The 19,754-nt window shown below is 37.1% G+C and carries 18 protein-coding genes; 9 read left to right on the forward strand and 9 right to left on the reverse strand.

Going from position 1 to position 19,754, the window contains the following annotated elements; translation table 11 throughout:
- The first annotated feature begins 54 nt into the window (after positions 1–54).
- From recN to ACH3PA_RS14160, 8 genes are all read left to right on the forward strand, one after another.
- Positions 55–1,704, forward strand: coding sequence for a DNA repair protein RecN (recN, locus tag ACH3PA_RS14125; protein WP_416443066.1), 1,650 nt, complete (start codon positions 55–57; stop codon positions 1,702–1,704).
- 38 nt (positions 1,705–1,742) lie between these two features.
- Positions 1,743–2,561 (forward strand): enoyl-ACP reductase FabI, encoded by an 819-nt coding sequence (locus tag ACH3PA_RS14130; protein WP_416443064.1) that lies wholly within the window; start codon positions 1,743–1,745, stop codon positions 2,559–2,561.
- Positions 2,562–2,707: 146 nt separating this feature from the next.
- Positions 2,708–5,323: a fibronectin type III domain-containing protein gene (locus ACH3PA_RS14135; protein ID WP_416443062.1), complete on the forward strand. Its 2,616-nt coding sequence runs from the start codon at positions 2,708–2,710 to the stop codon at positions 5,321–5,323.
- A gap of 64 nt (positions 5,324–5,387) precedes the next feature.
- On the forward strand, positions 5,388–6,386 hold the full coding sequence (locus ACH3PA_RS14140) for a glycosyltransferase (RefSeq protein WP_416443060.1): 999 nt from the start codon (positions 5,388–5,390) through the stop codon (positions 6,384–6,386).
- 27 nt (positions 6,387–6,413) lie between these two features.
- Positions 6,414–7,361 (forward strand): CdaR family protein, encoded by a 948-nt coding sequence (locus tag ACH3PA_RS14145; protein WP_416443058.1) that lies wholly within the window; start codon positions 6,414–6,416, stop codon positions 7,359–7,361.
- Entirely contained in the window at positions 7,358–7,948 is a 591-nt protein-coding gene (gene coaE, locus ACH3PA_RS14150; RefSeq protein ID WP_416443057.1) for a dephospho-CoA kinase, read from the forward strand. The genes ACH3PA_RS14145 and coaE overlap by 4 nt, the downstream gene beginning before the upstream one ends.
- A 65-nt stretch (positions 7,949–8,013) precedes the next feature.
- The gene (locus ACH3PA_RS14155; protein WP_416443056.1) at positions 8,014–9,585 is read left to right on the forward strand and encodes a sensor histidine kinase; all 1,572 of its coding nucleotides are present in this window, start codon (positions 8,014–8,016) and stop codon (positions 9,583–9,585) included.
- 4 nt (positions 9,586–9,589) lie between these two features.
- The gene (locus tag ACH3PA_RS14160) at positions 9,590–10,303 is read left to right on the forward strand and encodes a response regulator transcription factor (RefSeq protein ID WP_416443055.1); all 714 of its coding nucleotides are present in this window, start codon (positions 9,590–9,592) and stop codon (positions 10,301–10,303) included.
- Positions 10,304–10,330: 27 nt separating this feature from the next.
- On the opposite strand, the gene miaA is transcribed toward ACH3PA_RS14160, so the two are convergent.
- The 8 genes from miaA to ACH3PA_RS14200 all read right to left on the reverse strand — a co-directional run bounded on the left by miaA (position 10,331) and on the right by ACH3PA_RS14200 (position 18,144).
- Entirely contained in the window at positions 10,331–11,239 is a 909-nt protein-coding gene (miaA, locus tag ACH3PA_RS14165) for a tRNA (adenosine(37)-N6)-dimethylallyltransferase MiaA (RefSeq protein ID WP_416443054.1), read from the reverse strand.
- Entirely contained in the window at positions 11,232–12,083 is an 852-nt protein-coding gene (locus ACH3PA_RS14170) for an ion transporter (RefSeq protein WP_416443053.1), read from the reverse strand. The genes miaA and ACH3PA_RS14170 overlap by 8 nt, the downstream gene beginning before the upstream one ends.
- A 107-nt stretch (positions 12,084–12,190) precedes the next feature.
- Positions 12,191–13,567 (reverse strand): exonuclease domain-containing protein, encoded by a 1,377-nt coding sequence (locus tag ACH3PA_RS14175; RefSeq protein ID WP_416443052.1) that lies wholly within the window; start codon positions 13,565–13,567, stop codon positions 12,191–12,193.
- Positions 13,568–13,587: 20 nt separating this feature from the next.
- Positions 13,588–14,256, reverse strand: a complete 669-nt coding sequence (locus tag ACH3PA_RS14180; protein ID WP_416443051.1) for a YggS family pyridoxal phosphate-dependent enzyme — start codon at positions 14,254–14,256, stop codon at positions 13,588–13,590.
- A gap of 67 nt (positions 14,257–14,323) precedes the next feature.
- Positions 14,324–15,556 carry a DUF1015 domain-containing protein gene (locus tag ACH3PA_RS14185; protein ID WP_416443050.1) on the reverse strand — a complete coding sequence of 411 codons (1,233 nt, stop codon included), beginning with the start codon at positions 15,554–15,556 and terminating at the stop codon, positions 14,324–14,326.
- A 73-nt stretch (positions 15,557–15,629) separates the two neighbouring features.
- Entirely contained in the window at positions 15,630–16,259 is a 630-nt protein-coding gene (locus ACH3PA_RS14190) for an acyloxyacyl hydrolase (RefSeq protein WP_416443049.1), read from the reverse strand.
- Positions 16,260–16,274: 15 nt separating this feature from the next.
- Positions 16,275–17,162 (reverse strand): 3-hydroxyacyl-CoA dehydrogenase family protein, encoded by an 888-nt coding sequence (locus tag ACH3PA_RS14195; RefSeq protein ID WP_416443048.1) that lies wholly within the window; start codon positions 17,160–17,162, stop codon positions 16,275–16,277.
- Positions 17,163–17,178: 16 nt separating this feature from the next.
- Positions 17,179–18,144 carry a Gfo/Idh/MocA family protein gene (locus ACH3PA_RS14200; protein WP_416443047.1) on the reverse strand — a complete coding sequence of 322 codons (966 nt, stop codon included), beginning with the start codon at positions 18,142–18,144 and terminating at the stop codon, positions 17,179–17,181.
- Positions 18,145–18,262: 118 nt separating this feature from the next.
- On the opposite strand from ACH3PA_RS14200, the gene ACH3PA_RS14205 reads away from it, so the two are divergent.
- Positions 18,263–18,904 carry a protein-L-isoaspartate(D-aspartate) O-methyltransferase gene (locus ACH3PA_RS14205; RefSeq protein ID WP_416443045.1) on the forward strand — a complete coding sequence of 214 codons (642 nt, stop codon included), beginning with the start codon at positions 18,263–18,265 and terminating at the stop codon, positions 18,902–18,904.
- 17 nt (positions 18,905–18,921) lie between these two features.
- Here ACH3PA_RS14205 and ACH3PA_RS14210 read toward each other — a convergent pair whose 3' ends face one another.
- Positions 18,922–19,677, reverse strand: a complete 756-nt coding sequence (locus ACH3PA_RS14210; RefSeq protein ID WP_416443043.1) for an NYN domain-containing protein — start codon at positions 19,675–19,677, stop codon at positions 18,922–18,924.
- Between the last annotated feature and the right edge of the window lie 77 nt (positions 19,678–19,754).

Genomic DNA, 19,754 nt, shown 5'->3' on the forward strand with positions numbered 1-19,754 from the left:
AATAACAAGAAATCTCTCCTATATTTACCGAGAATTTTAAACCACCGGCAAGCCTTGCTTACAAGCCTATACATTAAAAATTACGCCCTCATTGAAGAGGTTAAACTTCAGTTTGATCCTGGTTTTACCGTTATCACGGGTGAGACTGGTGCGGGTAAATCAATTTTACTGGGTGCACTGGGGCTTATTTTAGGTAAACGAGCAGATATTTCAAGTATAGGCGATGCCGAAATAAAATGCGTTATAGAAGCTCATTTTAAAGTGGAAGCCTATAACCTACTACCCATTTTTACAGAACAGGATCTGGATTATGAAGCGCAAACTATAGTGCGCAGAGAGATCTTACCCAGCGGTAAGAGCAGAGCCTTTGTAAATGATACACCCGTTACTTTAAGTCAACTTTCGGCATTAGGAGAGCGACTGGTAGATATTCACAGTCAGCACCAGACGCTGGAAGTCACAGATAATGACTTTCAGTTTATGATCTTAGATGCTTTTGCAGAGAATGGTGATCTTCTAAGTGATTATAAAAATCTGTTTGCAACCCTTCAAAAAGACCGTAATAAGCTCAAAAAGTTTCAGGATAGAAAGATAGCTGCTCAGCGCGAAGAAGAATACAATAATTTTTTACTTAATGAACTTCTTGATGCCAAATTAAAACCGGGTGAGCAGGAAGAACTTGAGTCTAATCTTGAGATGTTAGGCAATGTAGAGCAGATAACAGAAGGTCTTGCAGAGGCTAACCAATTACTTACACGCGAAGAATTAGGAGTTATAGATATGTTGCTAGCCGTGAAATTGCGTATTAGCAAATTAGCGGGTTACGGTACAAGTCTACACGGTCTTAATACGCGTCTTGAAAGTCTCAATATTGAAGTTGAAGATATTACCGAAACTATAAACGATATTGCTGCAGCAACAGAAGGCGATCCTGAACAGCTGGCAAAAGTAGAAGACAGATTGAATCTTATTTTTGATCTTCAAAAGAAACATAAAGTAGCTTCTGTAGAAGAATTGATCGCTATTCAGAATGAACTAGACGAGCAGGTTCAATCTCTTACAGACCTTGATAACGAGATTAAAAGAACTGAAAAAAGTATCGCAGCTGCCCTTATTGAGCTAGATAAACAAGCGGTTATAATTTCGCGAAAGCGGGAAGAAGCAATAAAACCTTTAACTCAAAATCTTGAGGGAATACTTCAGCAATTAGGTATGCCAAATGCTTTTTTTGAAGTAAAGTTGATCGCTCGTGACGATTTTAGAGATAATGGTAAAGATGATCTACATTTCTTATTTACAGCAAATAAAGGAATGCGCCCACAGGAGCTAAAATCGGCCTCAGGAGGTGAATTATCGCGCATAATGCTTGCGATAAAATCTGTATTGAGTGATTACGCTAATTTACCAACATTGATTTTTGATGAGATCGATACCGGAGTTAGCGGTGAAGTCGCTTTAAAAATGGGTGAAATAATGAAAAAAATGGGTAGTAGAATGCAAATTATAAGCATTACCCATCTACCGCAAATTGCGGGACAGGGAGCAAATCATTTTAAAGTATTTAAGAATGATGATGCTGCACGTACAATTACAGGTATAGAAAAGCTTGATGTTGACAGCCGCGTTGCAGAAATTGCAGAAATGTTAGGAGGAAAATCAACCTCTGAAGCAGCATTGAGTCATGCACGACAATTACTCAATTAATAATAAGTATATTTAAAAAACAGAAAATCACAATACACATGGCCTACAATTTATTAAAAGGAAAAAGAGGGATAATATTTGGCGCACTTGATGAGAATTCAATTGCCTGGAAAACTGCAGAAAGAGTTCATGAAGAAGGAGGGACCTTTGTTTTAACAAATGCTCCTATCGCAATGCGTATGGGTTCTATTAATAAGCTTGCCGAAAAAACGGGTTCAAAAATTATTCCGGCAGATGCGACATCTCTAGAAGACCTTGAAAAATTAGTAGCCGGTGCAGTAGAAGAATTGGGCGGTAAGCTTGATTTTGTTTTACACAGTATCGGGATGTCTATAAATGTGCGTAAAGGCAAGCATTATACAGATCAAAATTATGACTGGACTGCAAAAGGCTGGGATGTTAGCGCAGGCTCTTTTCATAAAACAATGCAGGTGCTGTATAAGCAGGATGCTATGAATGAGTGGGGAAGTATTGTGGCGTTAACTTATATGGCTGCACAACGCGTTTTTCCAGATTATAATGATATGGCAGACAACAAAGCATATCTTGAGAGCATTGCACGCAGCTTTGGTTATTTCTTTGGTAGAGATAAAAAAGTACGTGTAAATACAATTTCTCAGTCGCCTACGCCTACAACAGCAGGACAAGGTGTTAAAGGCTTTGATGGCTTTATCGCTTACGCGGAAAAAATGAGTCCGTTGGGTAATGCTACTGCTCTAGAATGCGCAGACTATACGATAAGTTTATTTTCAGACCTTACTAAAAAAGTGACTTTGCAAAACCTGTTTCATGATGGTGGTTTTAGCAATATGGGCGTTAGTGACGCTGTGATGGAAGCTTTTGTAGATAAGCAGTAATAAAAATATTAGATATTAAAGGCTGGTTTTGCGTATCTTACGCCCAGCCTTTTCTATTTTAATTATTGAGGTTTTATAATCGTTACGGCAGGTTTATTTTCTGCATTTCTAATTTTAGATCTATTGATTTCCCCAAATCATAGCCTATGACAAAAATTACTTACAGCATTTTTCTTCTTACTTTCCTGTTTTTTGGCCTTGCACACGGTCAGGATACATCTAACTGTTATTATACTCTTAAAGCTTCAGATGCTTTTAATGACGGTTGGGATACGGGGATTCTCTCTATTAAAATTGATGAAAAATCGGAGGATTATACCTTAAAATCGGGTGATTATGAGGAAATATCGCTCGATGTTTCCCAAAATTCGGTAATTGAATTAAAATGGAAAAGAGATAGTGATTTTCCTGAAGAAATTAAATATGAGCTTCTTGATGCTGATGGTAATTCGGTAGTGATCATAGAAAACCCAATGGTAACAGATGAAGCATTTTCTGTTATAGCTAATTGTGCCGCATGTGCGCGACCATCTAATGTTGAGCTGGTAGCAAGTCACCCAGATGGCGCACAGTTTAGTTGGCTAAAGGTTAACAATGCAAATTCTTATAAAGTGGTGATCACAGCTGTAGGCGGTGATCCTAATACAGATGCTGTAGCAGAATTTTATCCTTCTGCGACAGATACACAATTTACGGTTACAGGATTGAATAATGAAACCGATTATCTTTTTTACATAGCTTCTGTTTGTGATGCAGAAAATAGCAATTTCGCAGAAGCGTTACCATTTACTACACAAGCTTCCTGCCCTGCTCCAGAGAACCTGGAGGCTTCTTTAATAGGCGGCAATTTTGTAGAATTATCCTGGCAGTCGAGTATAAATGCAACTCAATATCATATTGTAATAGTTGAGAAAGACGACGATATAACTGCAGTTGTAAAAGAAGCAGATGTTGCGGCAGGTAACGCTTCAGTAAAACTTACTGGCTTAAATCCTGAGATTGCTTATGATGCTTATATTTCGTCGTATTGCGGTGCTAGTGATGTGAGTATCATGTATGGACCTTTGAGTTTCACAACCACGTGTGCAGCAATTTCGGCTCCCTACAATCAGCCGTTTAATGTTACTAAAACACCCGCGTGCTGGTTAGAAACTGGTAAAGAAGGCTGGCAATATGATTCAGAACCAGATTACGATGCTATTGATGCGCATGATCATACAACAGGCGAGGCAGACAGCAACGATTTTGTTTGGTTGGATAATTCGGTAAATCAGTTAAATGATGTTTCTGTTTTGTCGACACCTTTCATAAATATTACCGCTCTTCAAAAACCATTTGTAAGCTTCTGGTTGTTTAGCAGTAATGATTCAGAACCAGATTCATTTAACACGCTAAAAGTTGATTTATACACTGGTAATGATTGGGTAGAGCTGCTCACGCTACAACGCAAAACCACAGGCGCAGATGGTTGGGAGGAATTTAAATACGATCTGTCTGAATATAATATTACAGGAAATGTTCAATTGCGCTTTTCTAATATTACTAACGCTTCAGGGATTTTGTACTACAATGATATTCTTATTGATGATGTTTCTTTTGATGAGAGTACATGCGTTGATCCCCACGCAAGTTTAAGTGCGATAACTACAAATAGCGCCACTTTATCTTGGGATGATATACAGAATGATGCTGCGGGTTATAGTTGGGCAATTTATGAATTGGGAGCAGATATTGTTGCTGAAACTCCAATCGCCAACGGAACCACAGCCGCTAATAATAATGAGATTAACCTTTCAGGTCTAAATGCAGGTACTGCATACACTGCTTATGTGCGTTCAAATTGCTCTGATTTTTACGAGTATGCAGGAACTAATTTTATTACAAAGGCTAATTGTAATTCACCACAGGCAGTAGCGATTAAAGCTTTAAACACGAGTGCTGTCGCGTTAAGCTGGAATGCGCCTAACGGTGACAATTCAGGTTATGAATATGTGATCACAGCAAAAAACGGAAACCCATATTTAGCAAGCGATGTAAAAAGCAAGGGAACCACTCTTGAAAGATATGCAGAAGTGACAGATCTACAAGCTGATGTTTTTTATGATGTGTATGTAAGAGCGCAATGTGACCCTGTAAATAACGGCAACAGCCTTTTTACAGAACCTTTGCGCTTTGCGATTTTTGGCGGTTGTGACCGGATTTTTACTGATACAGGAGGAATTTCTGGTAAATACGCAAATAACGAGAAATACGTGATTTTCTTTCTTCCGGCGCAAGCAGGCAAGCGCGTCACGCTAGATTTTACAGCGGTAGATATTGAAGCTTCTTTTGATCTTTTAACGATAATAAATGGTTCATCAACTACTGATTATGTTCTGGAAGAAGAAGTTGCTTTCGCGAAAGCGTACTCATCTACAACAGCAGATGGTGCTCTTACAGTGCGTTTTAGATCAGACGTATCGCTTAACCGTCCTGGCTGGAGAGCTAATGTAGACTGCGATGAGAATCTAAGTTCTGATGAATTTTTTACCGAAAAAATATCGGTTTATCCAAATCCCGCACAGGATGAGATCTTTATAAAGAGTAAGGCCACTATTTACAACATTGTACTTTATGATATAAGTGGTAAAGTGGTTAAAAATTATATAGAAAGTAAGAAGCTGACCAAACATTTAGATATTTCGTCACTAAAAACGGGAATATACTTTTTGCACGTAGAAAGTGATGCCGGCGCCGAAATAATCAAAGTGATGAAATTATAATTTACTGCTGGTTGCTTCAATATTTTAATCTGGCGCAGAGACTATTTTAGGTTAGTTTTGTAGCATGAGTCTAAGTCTTTCTTTTATAATTCCTGTTTATAATCGCCCAGATGAAGTGAGGGAATTGCTGGAGAGTTTCCGGCAGCAAACCTACACAGGCGATTATGAGATCGTTCTTATTGAAGACGGTTCTTCAATAGATTCTAGAGAAGTTGTCTCTCAGTTTAGTGATTTACCAGTTGTTTATTTTTATAAGGAGAATTCTGGTCCCGGGCCATCGCGCAATTATGGGATGGCAAAAGCAATGGGGAATTATTTTATAATTCTGGACAGCGATTGTCTGCTCCCGCCTCAATATTTAGAAATTGTAATTAAAAGTCTTGAGACATCATACATAGACTTCTTTGGCGGTCCTGATGCGGCACATAAAGATTTCTCGCTGCTACAGAAAGCCATAAATTACAGTATGACATCTGTTCTAACTACTGGCGGCATACGAGGTAACAAAGCAAGTGGCAGTAGTTTTCAACCGCGTAGTTTTAATATGGGGATCTCAAAAGCGGCATTTGAGGCATCTGGTGGTTTTGGTAAAATTCACCCCGGTGAAGATCCAGATCTCACTATTAGATTATGGAATTTAGGGTTTAAATCTACACTCATCCCCGAAGCTTTTGTGTATCACAAACGCCGTATTTCGTGGAAGAAATTTTATCAACAGGTGCGTAAGTTTGGTTTAGTACGCCCAATTTTAAACTCGTGGCATCCTAAAACAGCAAAAGTTACTTATTGGTTCCCTGCTTTATTTCTTTGTTTTGCGATTTTTAGCCTTTTTACAGCGGTTTTTGGCTTTTTTCTACCGATTTTTCTAGTGTTGATCTATTTACTACTTATATTTTTTCATTCTTCTTTTAAAAATAAAAGTCTTATAATAGGCGTTTACAGTGTTTTTGCAACACTCGTTCAATTTATAGGTTATGGTTTAGGATTTTTAGAATCTACTTTTGCGGTAAATTGGCTTAAAAAGCTTCCGCAGAAGCGATTTCCACACTTATTTTTTGACTAATTTTAAACGTTATCCCAAATTGCTTACATGCCAGAAACTAGAAAAAGTTTAAAAAATATTAACCTGCGAGTTTTCCTGCTTATTCTGCTCTTTACCGCTGCGGTTTCTGTTTTGCTTAAATTGGGAAAGGATTTTAGGTACACCGTTAAAGTACCGCTACAGTTTATTAATCTGCCAGAAGATCGCATTCTTAAATCCTTCTCGACAGAAAAGGTAGAGGTTTCTGGTATAGGTAGCGGGTATGACTTTTATAAGTACAAATTTTCTGATAAGCACATCGATATAGACCTTTCTGAAGTTGTTAAAGATTCTGCTACACGTTTCTATTATGTGTTTAACCGCGATCAAGATGCATTAACGGGTAGCTTAAGCCAAAGCCGCATTTTAAATTTTAGTCCCGATACGGTTTACGTTAATCTTGACAGGAATTATGAAGTTAAATTGCCGGTAGTAGCTAAACTTGAGGTTAGTTATGACGCTGGTTACGGCAGTTTTGAAGGTCTTCAACTTTCACCTGATTCTGTGGTTGTAAGAGGCCCTAAAAGCAGTCTTGATACGCTCACCCATGCGACTACATCTGCCATGGTTTTTAAAGATGTGAAGAATAACCTTAAAGACAGTATTGCTGTAGGTGTTTCAGGTCGCAGTGATCTTATACAAATTATTCCTGCGCAGGTGGGCTACACGCTTGATGTAGATAAGTTTACAGAAGGTACTATTTCTGTGCCGGTGCAATTGATAAACGTACCACGCAATGTGAAAGCTAAGATATTTCCTAAAAAGGTAACTGTTGTATTTAATGTGAATTTTGAGAATTATGATCGCATAAAACCATCTGACTTTAGAGTTGTTTGTGATTTTAAATTAACTGATAGTCTTTCTACTTCATTAACGCCAGAAATACTTGAGTATCCAGAGTTTATAAGAGATGTTCGCTTGCGCGAAAAAACAGTACAATATTTACTCGTAAAATGAAAGTTGTAGGCTTAACCGGTGGCATAGGTAGTGGTAAAAGTACCATTGCTAAATTCTTTAAAAACCTGGGTGTACCTGTTTATATAGCAGATATTGAAGCCAAAAAATTGATGCTTAATCAGGATATTAGGGAAAAAATAATTGATCTACTAGGTAAAAGAGCATATAATGCCGATGAACTGGATAGAAAATTTATAGCAGATATTGTTTTTAATGATCCCATTTTACTTGATAAACTCAATGCAATAGTTCACCCTGCAGTGGCTAAAAATTTTGAAGATTGGGCAAAAAATCAAGAATCTGACTACGTGATAAAAGAGGCTGCAATCCTGTTTGAAAATGGAGGTAATAAATATTGCGATTTAACAATTTTAGTCACAGCCCCAGAGGGAGAAAGGATTATGCGCGTTATGAGGCGCGATAATGTTAAAGAAAGCGAAGTCAAAGCACGCATAGATATGCAATGGCGTGATGAGAAAAAGATACCTCTGGCAGATTTTGTCATCTACAATAATGACCTTGCAGAAAGCGAAAAAATGGTTGAAAAAATACACCATAAAATCCTGCGAACCCTTGTAAATAGTTAGTTGAGCAATGTTAACATTTGGTTAAACCACTGGAGACCTAAATGTTAAAATCATACATTTGAGGCATGAATAAAAAACTGTTTGTGCTTCTGGTGGTACTCATGAGCCTCTCACTTATTGGCATCATATTCGTACAGGGGTACTGGATATCAAACAGTATTGAGACGAAAAGGGGTCAGTTTGCATTTAGTGCAAAACAGGTGTTAAGCGCAGTTTCCAGCAAAGTACAAAAACGAGAAGTTGACGATTGGTATAATCCACTTTTAGAAGCCAGAGACAGCATTGGTATTCCTGACGATCTCTTGCTCAATGAGTTTTTATTCACACAAGAAGATTCCCTAACTAACGAGACATATATCTATCGTAATAGTATCGTAGAGCAGGACTATAAATTAAGCGCCCCTGTTCTTGATTATGACCTTGATAGTATCAAATTTAAAAGATATCTACAACGTCAAATTACACAGATAGTAGATAAGAACGATCTTGATCGCAATCCTATAAACAGAAGATCACGTTTTTCGCGCCTGGCGTCTATGAGTGAGATAGAGCGTTATAATCTTGAGCAACTTGTTCTTGAGATAACTCGCAAATTTCCTATTCATAAACGTGTATCTAATGAAGAAATAGACAGGCTCATGACCATGGAGTTGGCAGAGCGGGATATGGATACAGATTTTGAGTTTGCAGTGTATAGCAACAGTCTGTCGACAGTTGTACGTTCAGAAAATTTTGATATTCAATCACCAGAGCAAACATTTAGTGTGCCTCTTTTTGTTGATGATCAGGGAAACAGTGATTACCAGCTATACGCCAATTTTCCCGGTGAGAAGAGATTTGTAATATCATCTGTAATTGGGATGGCGACTTTAAGCATTTTGTTCACTTTAATTATTGTAGTTGCTTACTCAAGCGCGCTGCAACAATTGATAAAGCAAAGGCAGATCTCGCAGATCAAGACAGATTTTATCAATAATATGACGCACGAGTTTAAAACTCCAATCGCCACAATAAATCTGGCTCTTGATGCTATTAAGAATCCTAAAATTGGGGCAAATCCTGAATCTCTTAATCGCTATCTGGGCATGATAAGAGATGAGAATAAAAGAATGCATGCTCAGGTTGAGAATGTATTGCGTATTTCTAAACTTGAACGTAATCAGTTAGATATAAAGAAAGAGCGTTTGAAGTTGCATGACATTATTGATGATGCAGTTACGCATATCGAGCTAATTGTAGAAGATAGAAATGGGTATGTAAAAACGCACTACGGTGCATTAAAATCGTCCATTTTAGCTAATGAATCGCATTTTACTAATGTTATCGTTAACATATTAGATAACGCGGTAAAATATTCATCAGAAGCGCCTAAGATTGACATTTATACTGAAAATTTAAAGAATTTCATTCTGGTTAAAATTAAAGATCAGGGTGACGGAATGACAAAAGCTGTACAAAAGAAAATATTTGAAAAATTCTATCGCGAGCATACTGGCGATATTCATAACGTTAAAGGGCACGGTCTCGGTCTGGCTTATGCTAAACGTATCATAGAAGATCACTCGGGAGAGATCTGGGTACAAAGTGAAAAAGGCAAGGGCAGTACTTTTACTATTAAATTACCACTAATATCATAAACTCATGGAAACAGAAAACAAAAAAATCTTATTGGTAGAAGATGATCCCAACTTCGGGACAGTTCTTAAGGACTATCTGTCAATGAACGACTACGATGTCACACATGCAAAGAATGGAATGGAAGGATTTGAGAAGTTTAAAAAAGACGACTTTGACCTTTGTATTCTTGATGTTATGATGCCATATAAAGATGGTTTTACACTTGCCAAAGAAATAAGAGAGAAAAATGAAGATGTACCTATTATCTTTTTAACCGCTAAGGCGATGAAAGAAGATGTGCTAAAAGGGTACAAAGTAGGAGCAGATGATTATCTAAACAAACCTTTTGACAGCGAAGTTCTTCTTATGAAGATCAAAGCTATCATGATGCGTAAAGCCACAGATTCTGTTGCAGACAGCAAACAATTTGAATTTGTTATAGGTAATTTTCACCTGAATTCTAAGCTTCGTTTTCTTACATATAAAGAAGAAGAGCCTAATAAACTTTCTCCTAAAGAGAATGAATTATTACGCTTATTAGCATTGCATGAGAACGATCTTATGCCAAGAGAGCTGGCCTTAACAAAAATATGGAGAGATGATAACTATTTCACCTCAAGAAGTATGGATGTTTATATAGCCAAGCTTAGAAAATATCTTAAACGTGATGATAGTGTTGAGATACTTAACATTCACGGTGAAGGATTTAGACTCGTGGTAAAAAAAGAAGATGAGTAAGTGGTAAGAATTAAAACGTCCCTTTTTTTAGAGGGACGTTTTTTCTTTTATCATTTCTATAATTTCTTCAGAAGGAGTTTCATAATCAAACCAGTTTATGGTTTGATCTCTCCTAAACCATGTTAATTGTCTCTTGGCAAATCTTCTGGTATTTTTCTTGATTTCGGAAATGGCTTCTTCTTGAGATAATTTTCCTTCAAAATATTCAAACAGTTCTCTGTAACCTACTGTTTGTAAAGCATTGAGTTCTTTTAGCTCAAATAGTGATCTTGCTTCTGCTTCAAGACCATTCTGCATCATTATATCTACGCGTTTATTAATGCGATCGTAAATAATTTCGCGTTCAGCGTGCAAGCCTATTTTTATAGTTTCGAAATTTCTTGTTGTATTGTTTTTAGCCAAAAACGAACTGTAACTTTTTCCTGAAGACAGACAAACTTCTAATGCTCTTATCAATCGCTGGGTGTTGTTTAGGTCAATGTTACTGTAATGTTCTGGGTCAAGATCTTTTAGTAGTTGTTGAAGACTTTCTATTCCTTCAGTATTTAATTTTTCGGTCAAATTTGCCCTAATATCGGGTTTTACAGGGGGAAAATCGTCTAAGCCTTTTATTACTGCATCTACATACAGACCAGAACCGCCTACCATTACAACTGCTTGTTTCTGATCAAAAAATTCGTTGAGTTTAGATATAGCTTCCCTTTCAAACATGCCAACGTTGTACTTATCATGTATTGAAATATTTTGAATGAAGTGATGTTTGGCCATAATTAGCTCTTCCTTTGAAGGGACAGCGGTACCAATAGACATTTCCTTAAAAAACTGCCTGGAATCTGCAGAAATCACCTCTGTATTAAAATAATTGGCGAGTCTGATTCCCAAAGCTGTTTTCCCAATAGCAGTAGGTCCTACAACAGTAATTAAATAATTAGTCATTATGTAAAGGGTACCCACATTTGTGGCAATATTTTGCGTTATCCTGATGCATACTTGCACCACAATTCTGGCAAACTTGTGTATTTGTGGTAATTTTCTGTTTATCTGATTTTTCCTTTTCGCTTCCTGTTTTTGTCATTTCTGCACTTACTATACCTGTAGGTACAGCTATGATGCCATAACCCATGATCATGATTACCGTAGCAATAAATTGTCCTAAAGCAGTAGTAGGAGCTATATCTCCAAAACCTACAGTAGTTAACGTTACAATGCACCAGTATACACTCACAGGAATGTTAGTAAAACCATGTTCGGGGCCTTCAACTAAATACATTAACGTACCGGCGATTACTGAAAGAATGAGAACAGCAAAGAGAAACACGAGTATTTTAGGTCTGCTATCTTTAAGTGCTTTCGTTAGCTTATTACCTTCACCTATGTAACGGGTGACTTTTAATATTCTAAATACACGTAATAGTCTAAGAGAGCGAATTGTGAGTAGAGCGTGTGAGCCCACAAAGAAAAAGGATAAATAAAGCGGAATGGTAGAAATAAAATCTATCAAGCCATAAAAACTAAATACATAAGCTGAAGGTTTTTTAATACTTATTATACGCAATATGTATTCTATAGTGAAAAAAATAGTGATTATCCATTCACCCAGATAGAAATACTCACCATAAGCGTCGCTGAGCGTTTTCACGCTTTCCAGCATTACGAGTATTATACTTAAGAGTATAAGAATCAACAAAATTACATCAAAAGCCTTACCGCTTGGTGTATCGGCTTCGTATATAACTTCATGAAGTTTAGTTCTCCATTTATGTTTTCCGGCTTCAGGCAATGCGTCTTATTATGATTAACTAGTATGAGTATCTATTAAATTGAATTGCATAAAACGCATTCAGATTTAATGTGCTTAGAAAAAACTAAAAATACACAAACTATATATTATTTAGCAATTTCATCAAGTTCTACAATTTTTAGAACTTTTTTAGTGCGTAAGTAGCTTTGTATTATATGGCGGGCATCACGATTATCATTCATAGGAGTTAGAATGCGCTGTAGAATATCCATGTTGTTGAGCTGGTAATGGAGCTTATAAAAACCAAAACCTTTAAAGATTCCTTCTTCAACCAGAATAACAGAACGCTCGTCTACTTTACGACCACGATCTATGATAAGCATATTCTTGTTAGCAAAGCTGTGTCTGGCAATATATTCCATAACACGTAAATTATAAGCTTCGGCTTCTTCTTCACCCGTACAGGCGCCATTACATTCTTTAATACTATGGTTAAAACAATTACCTGACGTATTATGTAAACCAGCTTTGCTCTGGCAAAGGTCATAATCTTTAATTACACGAGTAAGATGTGCTTTTGCAGATTGCGCATTAGAAAAAGTAGTGATGTTTTTTTTACGGGAATCAGCGCGTTCAACTTTTAAATTGATATATCCTTCCTCATCTGTAAAAGCAGAAAGTTGATTTTTAAAGATGGTGCGACGTAAAGCTGTATTGTGATGTGGTTTATTTTTTTTAACCTCATCATTTTCTTTAAGCAGCGCTATTAATTCGCTACCCGTAGCTTCATAAGTTACAGCTTCAACTTCTTCCTGTATTTTTTTCGATTTTCTGTTCTCACTGGTAAAATGCTGAATAATACGTTTTTTAATATTCTTGCTTTTCCCAATGTAGATTATCTTACCATTTGCATTATGCATGTAGTAAACACCTGTAATACTTGGTATTTCTTCTATAATATCGCGTAATTTGGTATCGAGCTGTTTTTTGGGATTCAGCTTTATTCCTTCCTGTATAATAGTTTTAGAAGAATCTTTATCAAGCAAAAGCTGAAATAATTTTACCGTGGCAAGGGCGTCGCCATTAGCACGGTGCCTGTCAACAATAGGAATTCCCAAACTTCTTACAAGTTTTCCCAGACTATAGCTTTGTTGACCTGGCAAAAGCTCTTTAGAAAGTTCTACAGTACACAAACTCTTACGCTGGTAATCATAACCCAGTCTGTCAAACTCAAGTTGTAAAATGCGGTAGTCAAACTGTGCGTTATGCGCCACAATTATACAATCTGAAGTAATTTCAATAATGCGCTTAGCAACCTCATAAAATTTAGGAGCATTTCTAAGCATCTCATTATTAATACCTGTTAAGCCTACTACAAAAGCCTGTATAGGTCGTTCAGGATTAATAAGGCTAATGAATTGATCTACTACTTCATGACCATCATATTTGTAAATAGCAACTTCAGTAACTCCTTCTTCGTTATATTTGCCTCCTGTGGTTTCTAAATCCAGTATTGCGTACATCCTTCTTCTGCTTTCGTTTACTATGATTTAGTATTGCTATAATCACGTTCTCCAAAAATGGCACTACCTATACGCACCATGTTGCTGCCACATTCTATGGCCAGTTCATAATCACCGCTCATCCCCATAGAAAGGGTTTTTAAATTGTGGCGATCTTTAAAGCGGTCAAAAATAGATTTAAGTTGTAAAAATTCTCTTTTAACCTGTTCCTGATCATCTGTAAAAGAAGCCATCCCCATAAGACCGGTAACTTCTACATTAGTATATTGCGTCAGTACATTTTCTTCCAACACTTGAATAGCTTCTTGTGGTGGCATACCAAATTTGCTGTCTTCTTCTGCTATTTTAACCTGAAGTAAAACTTGTATAGTTCGCTCTGCTGCCTTTGCCTGCTTGTTTATTTCTTTAAAAAGTTTGAGTCTGTCTGCACTATGAATCAGGCTTACATACGGCGCCATATATTTAACCTTATTGGTTTGTACATGACCTATCATGTGCCATTCAATATCCTTAGGTAACTGCTCCCACTTATCAGTCATTTCCTGTATTTTGTTTTCACCAAAAATACGCTGACCGGTATTGTAGGCTTCTTCAATATCTGAAACAGGTTTTGTTTTTGAAACAGCAACCAGAGATACATCTTTAGGAAGTTCTGAATAAAGGGATTTTATATTATTAGGTATGCTCAATACTTTATTTGAAAAATTTTTACAAAGGTAAATAATTTGCTGCGGCTAGAGACCTATACTAACGGTATTAGAACTCATAAATTGTTACTGCACTGCGTAATTTTGGCTCTATATAAGTGGTTTTAGGAGGCATGCGCAGATTTTCATCTGCAACTGCTTTTATTTCATCAATAGAAACCGGTTTTAAACTGAAACCTACAGCATACTTTTTCTGGTCTATTTTTTCTTTTACAGCCACCATATCGTTTTTTCCTTTGCCATACGCAATACGTTTGTCATTGCGTAAATCATGAATTCCCAGAATAGGCTCTAGTATAAATTTGTATAAGATCTGAGCATCCAGAGCATCTAATGCATTGGCAAACTTCCTGTATTTGGTACGTAATGTTATTTCGTAAAAGTCACTATCCAGATACATGCATATTACGTGCTGTTTCCTCGGTTCAAAATATTGGTCTTTTTTATTTTCGATCTTAAAACAAGAATCCAGAGCTATGAGAAATTCTTCTTTTCCCAAGCCGTTTAGATCTTTTATCATACGACTATAGCTGCTTATTTGCAGGTTAGATTCTGGTATGAGATATACCATGAAATAATTATAGGAGTGGGCGGTTTTTGTTTTGTTAAGTTGTATTTCTGCTGTTAGGAGAGCCGAAGAGCTGCAACGGTGATGCCCGTCTGCAATGTAAATAGTTTCAATTTCGCTAAAACAGTTTTTTATCTTTTCTACCAGATTTTCATCATTTACCGGCCATAAATAATGCGTGTCCCTGTAAGTTGTAGTAAATTCATATTCTGGCCTTGCCTGCATTACGGTTTCATAAATGCCGCTTAAAGTTTCATTATCGCTATGAGTCAATAAAACAGCCTCGGCATTAAAACCTACGACTTTTAAGTACTCTTTAAAAAGTTCTTCCCGCAGAGTTAAAGTGTCTTCATGTTTTTTAATTACCTGTTCCTTATAATCAGATAAACTGGCCGCTGCGATAATTCCCGTAAAAACCCGATTTTCACTATCAATAATGCGATAAATGTAATAACTGGGGAGATTTTCCTGAATAAAATAACCGTTCTCTTTAAACTCCTGGTAGCGGTTGCGTACAAGTTGAAACCGCTTTTTCCCAGATACCTCTTTGTGATATTTGTAACCGGGATTTATTATATGAAGAAAAGAATATGGGTTGTTATCAAGTCTGGCTTTACGCTCAGCTTTTGTATAGGTTTCATAGGAGCGCGAAGCAATTAAAGAGACTTTATCTCGTGTGGGTCTTACAGCTTTAAACGGAAGTATTTTTGCCATGTGCAGGAGAACAGTATTTATTTAAAAATACTATTATAAATTCAAATTGCGCTCAGGGCGAAAACAATTACGGTTACCTAAATGTATACGTCAATCCTGTTTCTATATTCAAACTGTTATAACCGCTATTAGGTTTCTGCAGGTTGGCGTTAGATACATGCCTGAAACTTGGCTGGATATCAATTCTCAAACTTTTAAATGTCTTAAACGATAAACCAATTGCCAACTCATCTGCAAAAGCCAATCCTTTGGCCAGTCTTTCACTGTGCCTGTCAATATATTCAGGGCCTACGCTTAGTTGGGCATAAGCATCGAGAAAATCAAATACCTCTCTGCGAACTACAAAACTCACACTTAAAACATATTGATTTATGCGGCGCTCTTGCATGAATTCTTCACGTTCTTCATCAGTATACACAAAATAGAAATTGAGTAACTCATGTTTTGCGTGGTTGTACTCTGGCTGTATAAGCAGATCAAAAGAGGTTTTTCCCTGTTTTAAAGGATAGAAAAATTTGAACTTATAATAATCAACTTTATAACTGTAATCCTCATCATTAAAAAGGATATTATCATTAGTCCCGCTGCCGTAACTAAATCCTATTTTATAAAATTTATCAGAGTTGTTTTGACTAAAAACAGCGATATTAACTAAAAGAGAAATACACCAAATATGCTTTTGATAAAAGTGGCGATCAGGCATATTTAGTTATGAATGTTAAGCAAATTGACGCGAAATTTTATCAGCTTTTCTACTTTCAGCGTAATCATAAAAACCTTCACCAGATTTTACGCCTAATTTATCCGCTCTAACCATATTTACTAAAAGAGGGCAAGGCGCATATTTCGGGTTTTTAAAACCGTCATACATAACTTCCAGTATAGAAAGACAAACATCAAGCCCAATAAAATCTGCTAATTGTAAAGGTCCCATTGGGTGAGCCATACCGAGTTTCATTACGGTATCTATTTCATAAACGCCGGCGACGCCATTGTAAAGGGTTTCTATGGCTTCGTTGATCATCGGCATTAAAATACGGTTAGCTACAAACCCCGGGTAATCGTTTACTTCAACAGGAGTTTTACCTATTTTTTGAGAAAGCTGCATAATGCTGGTGGTGACTTCATCGCTGGTATTGTAACCACGAATGATCTCAACCAGTTTCATAATAGGTACGGGATTCATAAAATGCATCCCTATAACTTGCTCAGGTCGTTTTGTGACGGCAGCAATTTGAGTTATGGAGATAGAAGAAGTGTTGGTTGCAAGAATTGTATTTGCAGGACAGATATTATCAAGTTCTTCAAAAATCTGAAGTTTGATCTTTAGATTTTCACTTGCGGCTTCTACAACAAGGTCGGCTGCGGTTACACTTTCGTTTAAAGCTATAAAAAGAGTAATATTATCTAATGTCGCTTCTTTTTCTGCTACTGTAATTGTTTCTTTTGCGACCTGACGATCCAGGTTTTTTGTAATTTTAGCAAGTCCTTTCTGTAATGATACTTCACTAATATCAACAAGGTTTACTGTGTACCCTTTTTGAGCAAAAGTATGGGCAATCCCGTTACCCATTGTACCGGCGCCAATTACCGTAATATTTTTCATCAAACCCGTTTTCTAATTATTTATCAAAATCTTCTATGACCATCATTGCCACGCGCAACGCTTCGGTACCCTGACCTAAACTTACAACGGGAACTGTATCTGTCTCTATAGCTTTCGCGAAAGCTTCCAGTTCGTCAAGAATAGCGTTATTCTCATGTACATCAGGATTGTCATAATAGATCTGCTTGCGCATTCCTTCTGCATTCTGAAGGATCATAGCAAAATCATCTGGCTTTTCAGGAGCATCTTTCATCCTTACAACCTCACACTTTTTCTCCAGAAAATCTACCGAAATATAGGCGTCACGTTGAAAAAATCGCGCTTTACGCATCTTTTTCATCGAGATACGACTTGCAGTAAGATTAGCAACGCAGCCATTTTCAAATTCAATACGCGCATTTGCAATATCTGGCGTGTCGCTTATAACAGCTACCCCGGAAGCCGACACATGTTTCACCGGGCTTTTTACTACGCTCAGTATAGCGTCAATATCATGAATCATAAGATCGAGCACTACAGGAACATCTGTACCGCGTGGGTTGAACTCTGCCAATCTGTGAGCCTCAATAAACATAGGATTCTCAATCATGTCGCTCACTGCCTTAAAAGCGGGATTAAAACGCTCTACATGACCTACCTGCCCACGTACGCCATACTCTTTTGCAAGTTCACGTATTTTCTCTGCTTCAGTTACAGTTTGGGTAATTGGCTTTTCAATAAAAAGATGTTTACCAGCTTTTATAACCTGTTCTGCACAATCAAAGTGAAAAGTTGTAGGCGTTACAACATCTACCACATCACAAGCATCTATCAACGCTTCAATAGATGGGAATGATTTGTAACCAAATTCTTCTACTATTGACGCTGCTGCCTCAGGAGATGCGTCGTAGAATCCTATTAGTTCATATTTATCAGATTGATTAAGTAATTTAAGGTGAATTTTTCCCAGGTGGCCGGCACCCAGAACGCCTGCTTTGAGCATAATTTTTGATTTTAAACAAAAATAGCATTTCTCAATTACAATCTTATCTTAAAAGTATGTTGATAAAAATGACGATTTGTTTTGCACTCCCGCTATCAAGTTTAACTATTTTAGCGGCATGAGGGACACTACACGACATCAGGGAAAGCGTAGATTGTTAGCCAAAATTGTTGAAGAAAAGGGCATTACCAGCAAACCGGTACTTGATGCGATACGCAAAATACCACGCCATCTTTTTATGGATAGCAGTTTTGAAGATCATGCTTACCAGGATAAAGCTTTTCCTATCGCAGCAGACCAGACAATCTCACAACCGTATACGGTCGCTTTTCAAACCGAATTACTGGAGATTAAAAAAGGAGATGCTATTCTTGAGATTGGCACAGGTAGCGGTTATCAAACTGCTGTACTTTGTGAGATGGGAGCTAAAGTGTACTCGATAGAAAGACAACGCGAGCTCTTTAAAAAAACCAAGAATTTTCTTGCAAAATTAGGCTATAGGCCAAAACGTCTAACCTTTGGTGACGGTTATAAAGGTATGCCAGAGTTTGCGCCTTTTGACGGAATTATAGTTACAGCAGGTGCTCCTTATGTGCCAAATCCATTATTGGCTCAGTTAAAAGTAGGAGGGAAGCTTATTATTCCTGTAGGGGAAGATACGCAAGTGATGACACGTTTCGTACGTACAGATTTAACAAAATTTGAAAAGAAAGAGTACGGAAACTTCAGATTTGTCCCGCTGCTTGAAGATAAAAATTAGCCTTAAAAAGCCAATTTTTACTGCTTTTTACCCGATTTTTCTTTGATTCTTACGTAGATTAGTTTTGATCTTTTTCTGGCTCCTTCACGTTGCTCGATCTCAAAATCTTTGATTGATTTAATAAGCGGAGTCAATTTTTGAAAACCATAGTTACGAGAGTCAAAATTAGGTTGCTTTTTTTGCAATAAACTTCCTACATCACCTAAGAAAGCCCAGCCATCGTCATCTGCCACATCAGAAATGGTAGAAGCGATAAGCTTTATCTCCTTTTGGGTCATTTTATCAATACCAGAATGCGCCTCAGATTTATCAGATGAGGTTTCAGAATCTTCTTCGTCTGTTTTATTCTTTAAAATTTCGATGTAAATAAATTTATCACAGGCAACGATAAACGGGTTAGGAGTTTTCTTTTCGCCAATGCCATAAACCTGCATCCCCGCCTCGCGCAATCTGGTCGCTAAACGTGTGAAATCACTATCACTAGATACAAGACAAAAACCATTTACTTTTTCAGAATACAGAATATCCATCGCATCTATGATCATGGCAGAATCTGTGGCATTCTTGCCAGTAGTATAACCGTATTGCTGTATGGGTGTAATTGCGTTCTCGAGCAGCAAATGTTTCCACTTTGTAAGTGTGGGCTTCGTCCAGTCACCGTAGATACGCTTGATGGTAGGGTTGCCATATTTTGCAATCTCTTCCATCATTTCTTTTACGTAGGCAGAAGGAATATTATCTCCGTCAATTAATACAGCAAGGTTTAAATTCATAATTATGATAATATTTTGATTTGCGAAATAAGTACTTGGTCATGCTGAACTTGATTCAGCATCACATTTAATTGTAA

It is taken from the genome of Leeuwenhoekiella sp. A2 (assembly GCF_047946655.1).
Taxonomy (GTDB): Bacteria; Bacteroidota; Bacteroidia; order Flavobacteriales; family Flavobacteriaceae; genus Leeuwenhoekiella.

Excerpts from the sequence above, each read along its gene's own strand:
- ACH3PA_RS14130 (WP_416443064.1), top strand. The coding sequence starts at position 1,743 with ATGGCCTACAATTTATTAAAAGGAAAAAGAGGGATAATATTTGGCGCA.
- ACH3PA_RS14135 (WP_416443062.1), top strand. The coding sequence starts at position 2,708 with ATGACAAAAATTACTTACAGCATTTTTCTTCTTACTTTCCTGTTTTTT.
- ACH3PA_RS14140 (WP_416443060.1), top strand. The coding sequence starts at position 5,388 with ATGAGTCTAAGTCTTTCTTTTATAATTCCTGTTTATAATCGCCCAGAT.
- ACH3PA_RS14145 (WP_416443058.1), top strand. The coding sequence starts at position 6,414 with ATGCCAGAAACTAGAAAAAGTTTAAAAAATATTAACCTGCGAGTTTTC.
- coaE (WP_416443057.1), top strand. The coding sequence starts at position 7,358 with ATGAAAGTTGTAGGCTTAACCGGTGGCATAGGTAGTGGTAAAAGTACC.
- ACH3PA_RS14155 (WP_416443056.1), top strand. The coding sequence starts at position 8,014 with ATGAATAAAAAACTGTTTGTGCTTCTGGTGGTACTCATGAGCCTCTCA.
- ACH3PA_RS14160 (WP_416443055.1), top strand. The coding sequence starts at position 9,590 with ATGGAAACAGAAAACAAAAAAATCTTATTGGTAGAAGATGATCCCAAC.
- miaA (WP_416443054.1), bottom strand. The coding sequence starts at position 11,239 with ATGACTAATTATTTAATTACTGTTGTAGGACCTACTGCTATTGGGAAA.
- ACH3PA_RS14175 (WP_416443052.1), bottom strand. The coding sequence starts at position 13,567 with ATGTACGCAATACTGGATTTAGAAACCACAGGAGGCAAATATAACGAA.
- ACH3PA_RS14185 (WP_416443050.1), bottom strand. The coding sequence starts at position 15,556 with ATGGCAAAAATACTTCCGTTTAAAGCTGTAAGACCCACACGAGATAAA.
- ACH3PA_RS14190 (WP_416443049.1), bottom strand. The coding sequence starts at position 16,259 with ATGCCTGATCGCCACTTTTATCAAAAGCATATTTGGTGTATTTCTCTT.
- ACH3PA_RS14195 (WP_416443048.1), bottom strand. The coding sequence starts at position 17,162 with ATGAAAAATATTACGGTAATTGGCGCCGGTACAATGGGTAACGGGATT.
- ACH3PA_RS14200 (WP_416443047.1), bottom strand. The coding sequence starts at position 18,144 with ATGCTCAAAGCAGGCGTTCTGGGTGCCGGCCACCTGGGAAAAATTCAC.
- ACH3PA_RS14205 (WP_416443045.1), top strand. The coding sequence starts at position 18,263 with ATGAGGGACACTACACGACATCAGGGAAAGCGTAGATTGTTAGCCAAA.
- ACH3PA_RS14210 (WP_416443043.1), bottom strand. The coding sequence starts at position 19,677 with ATGAATTTAAACCTTGCTGTATTAATTGACGGAGATAATATTCCTTCT.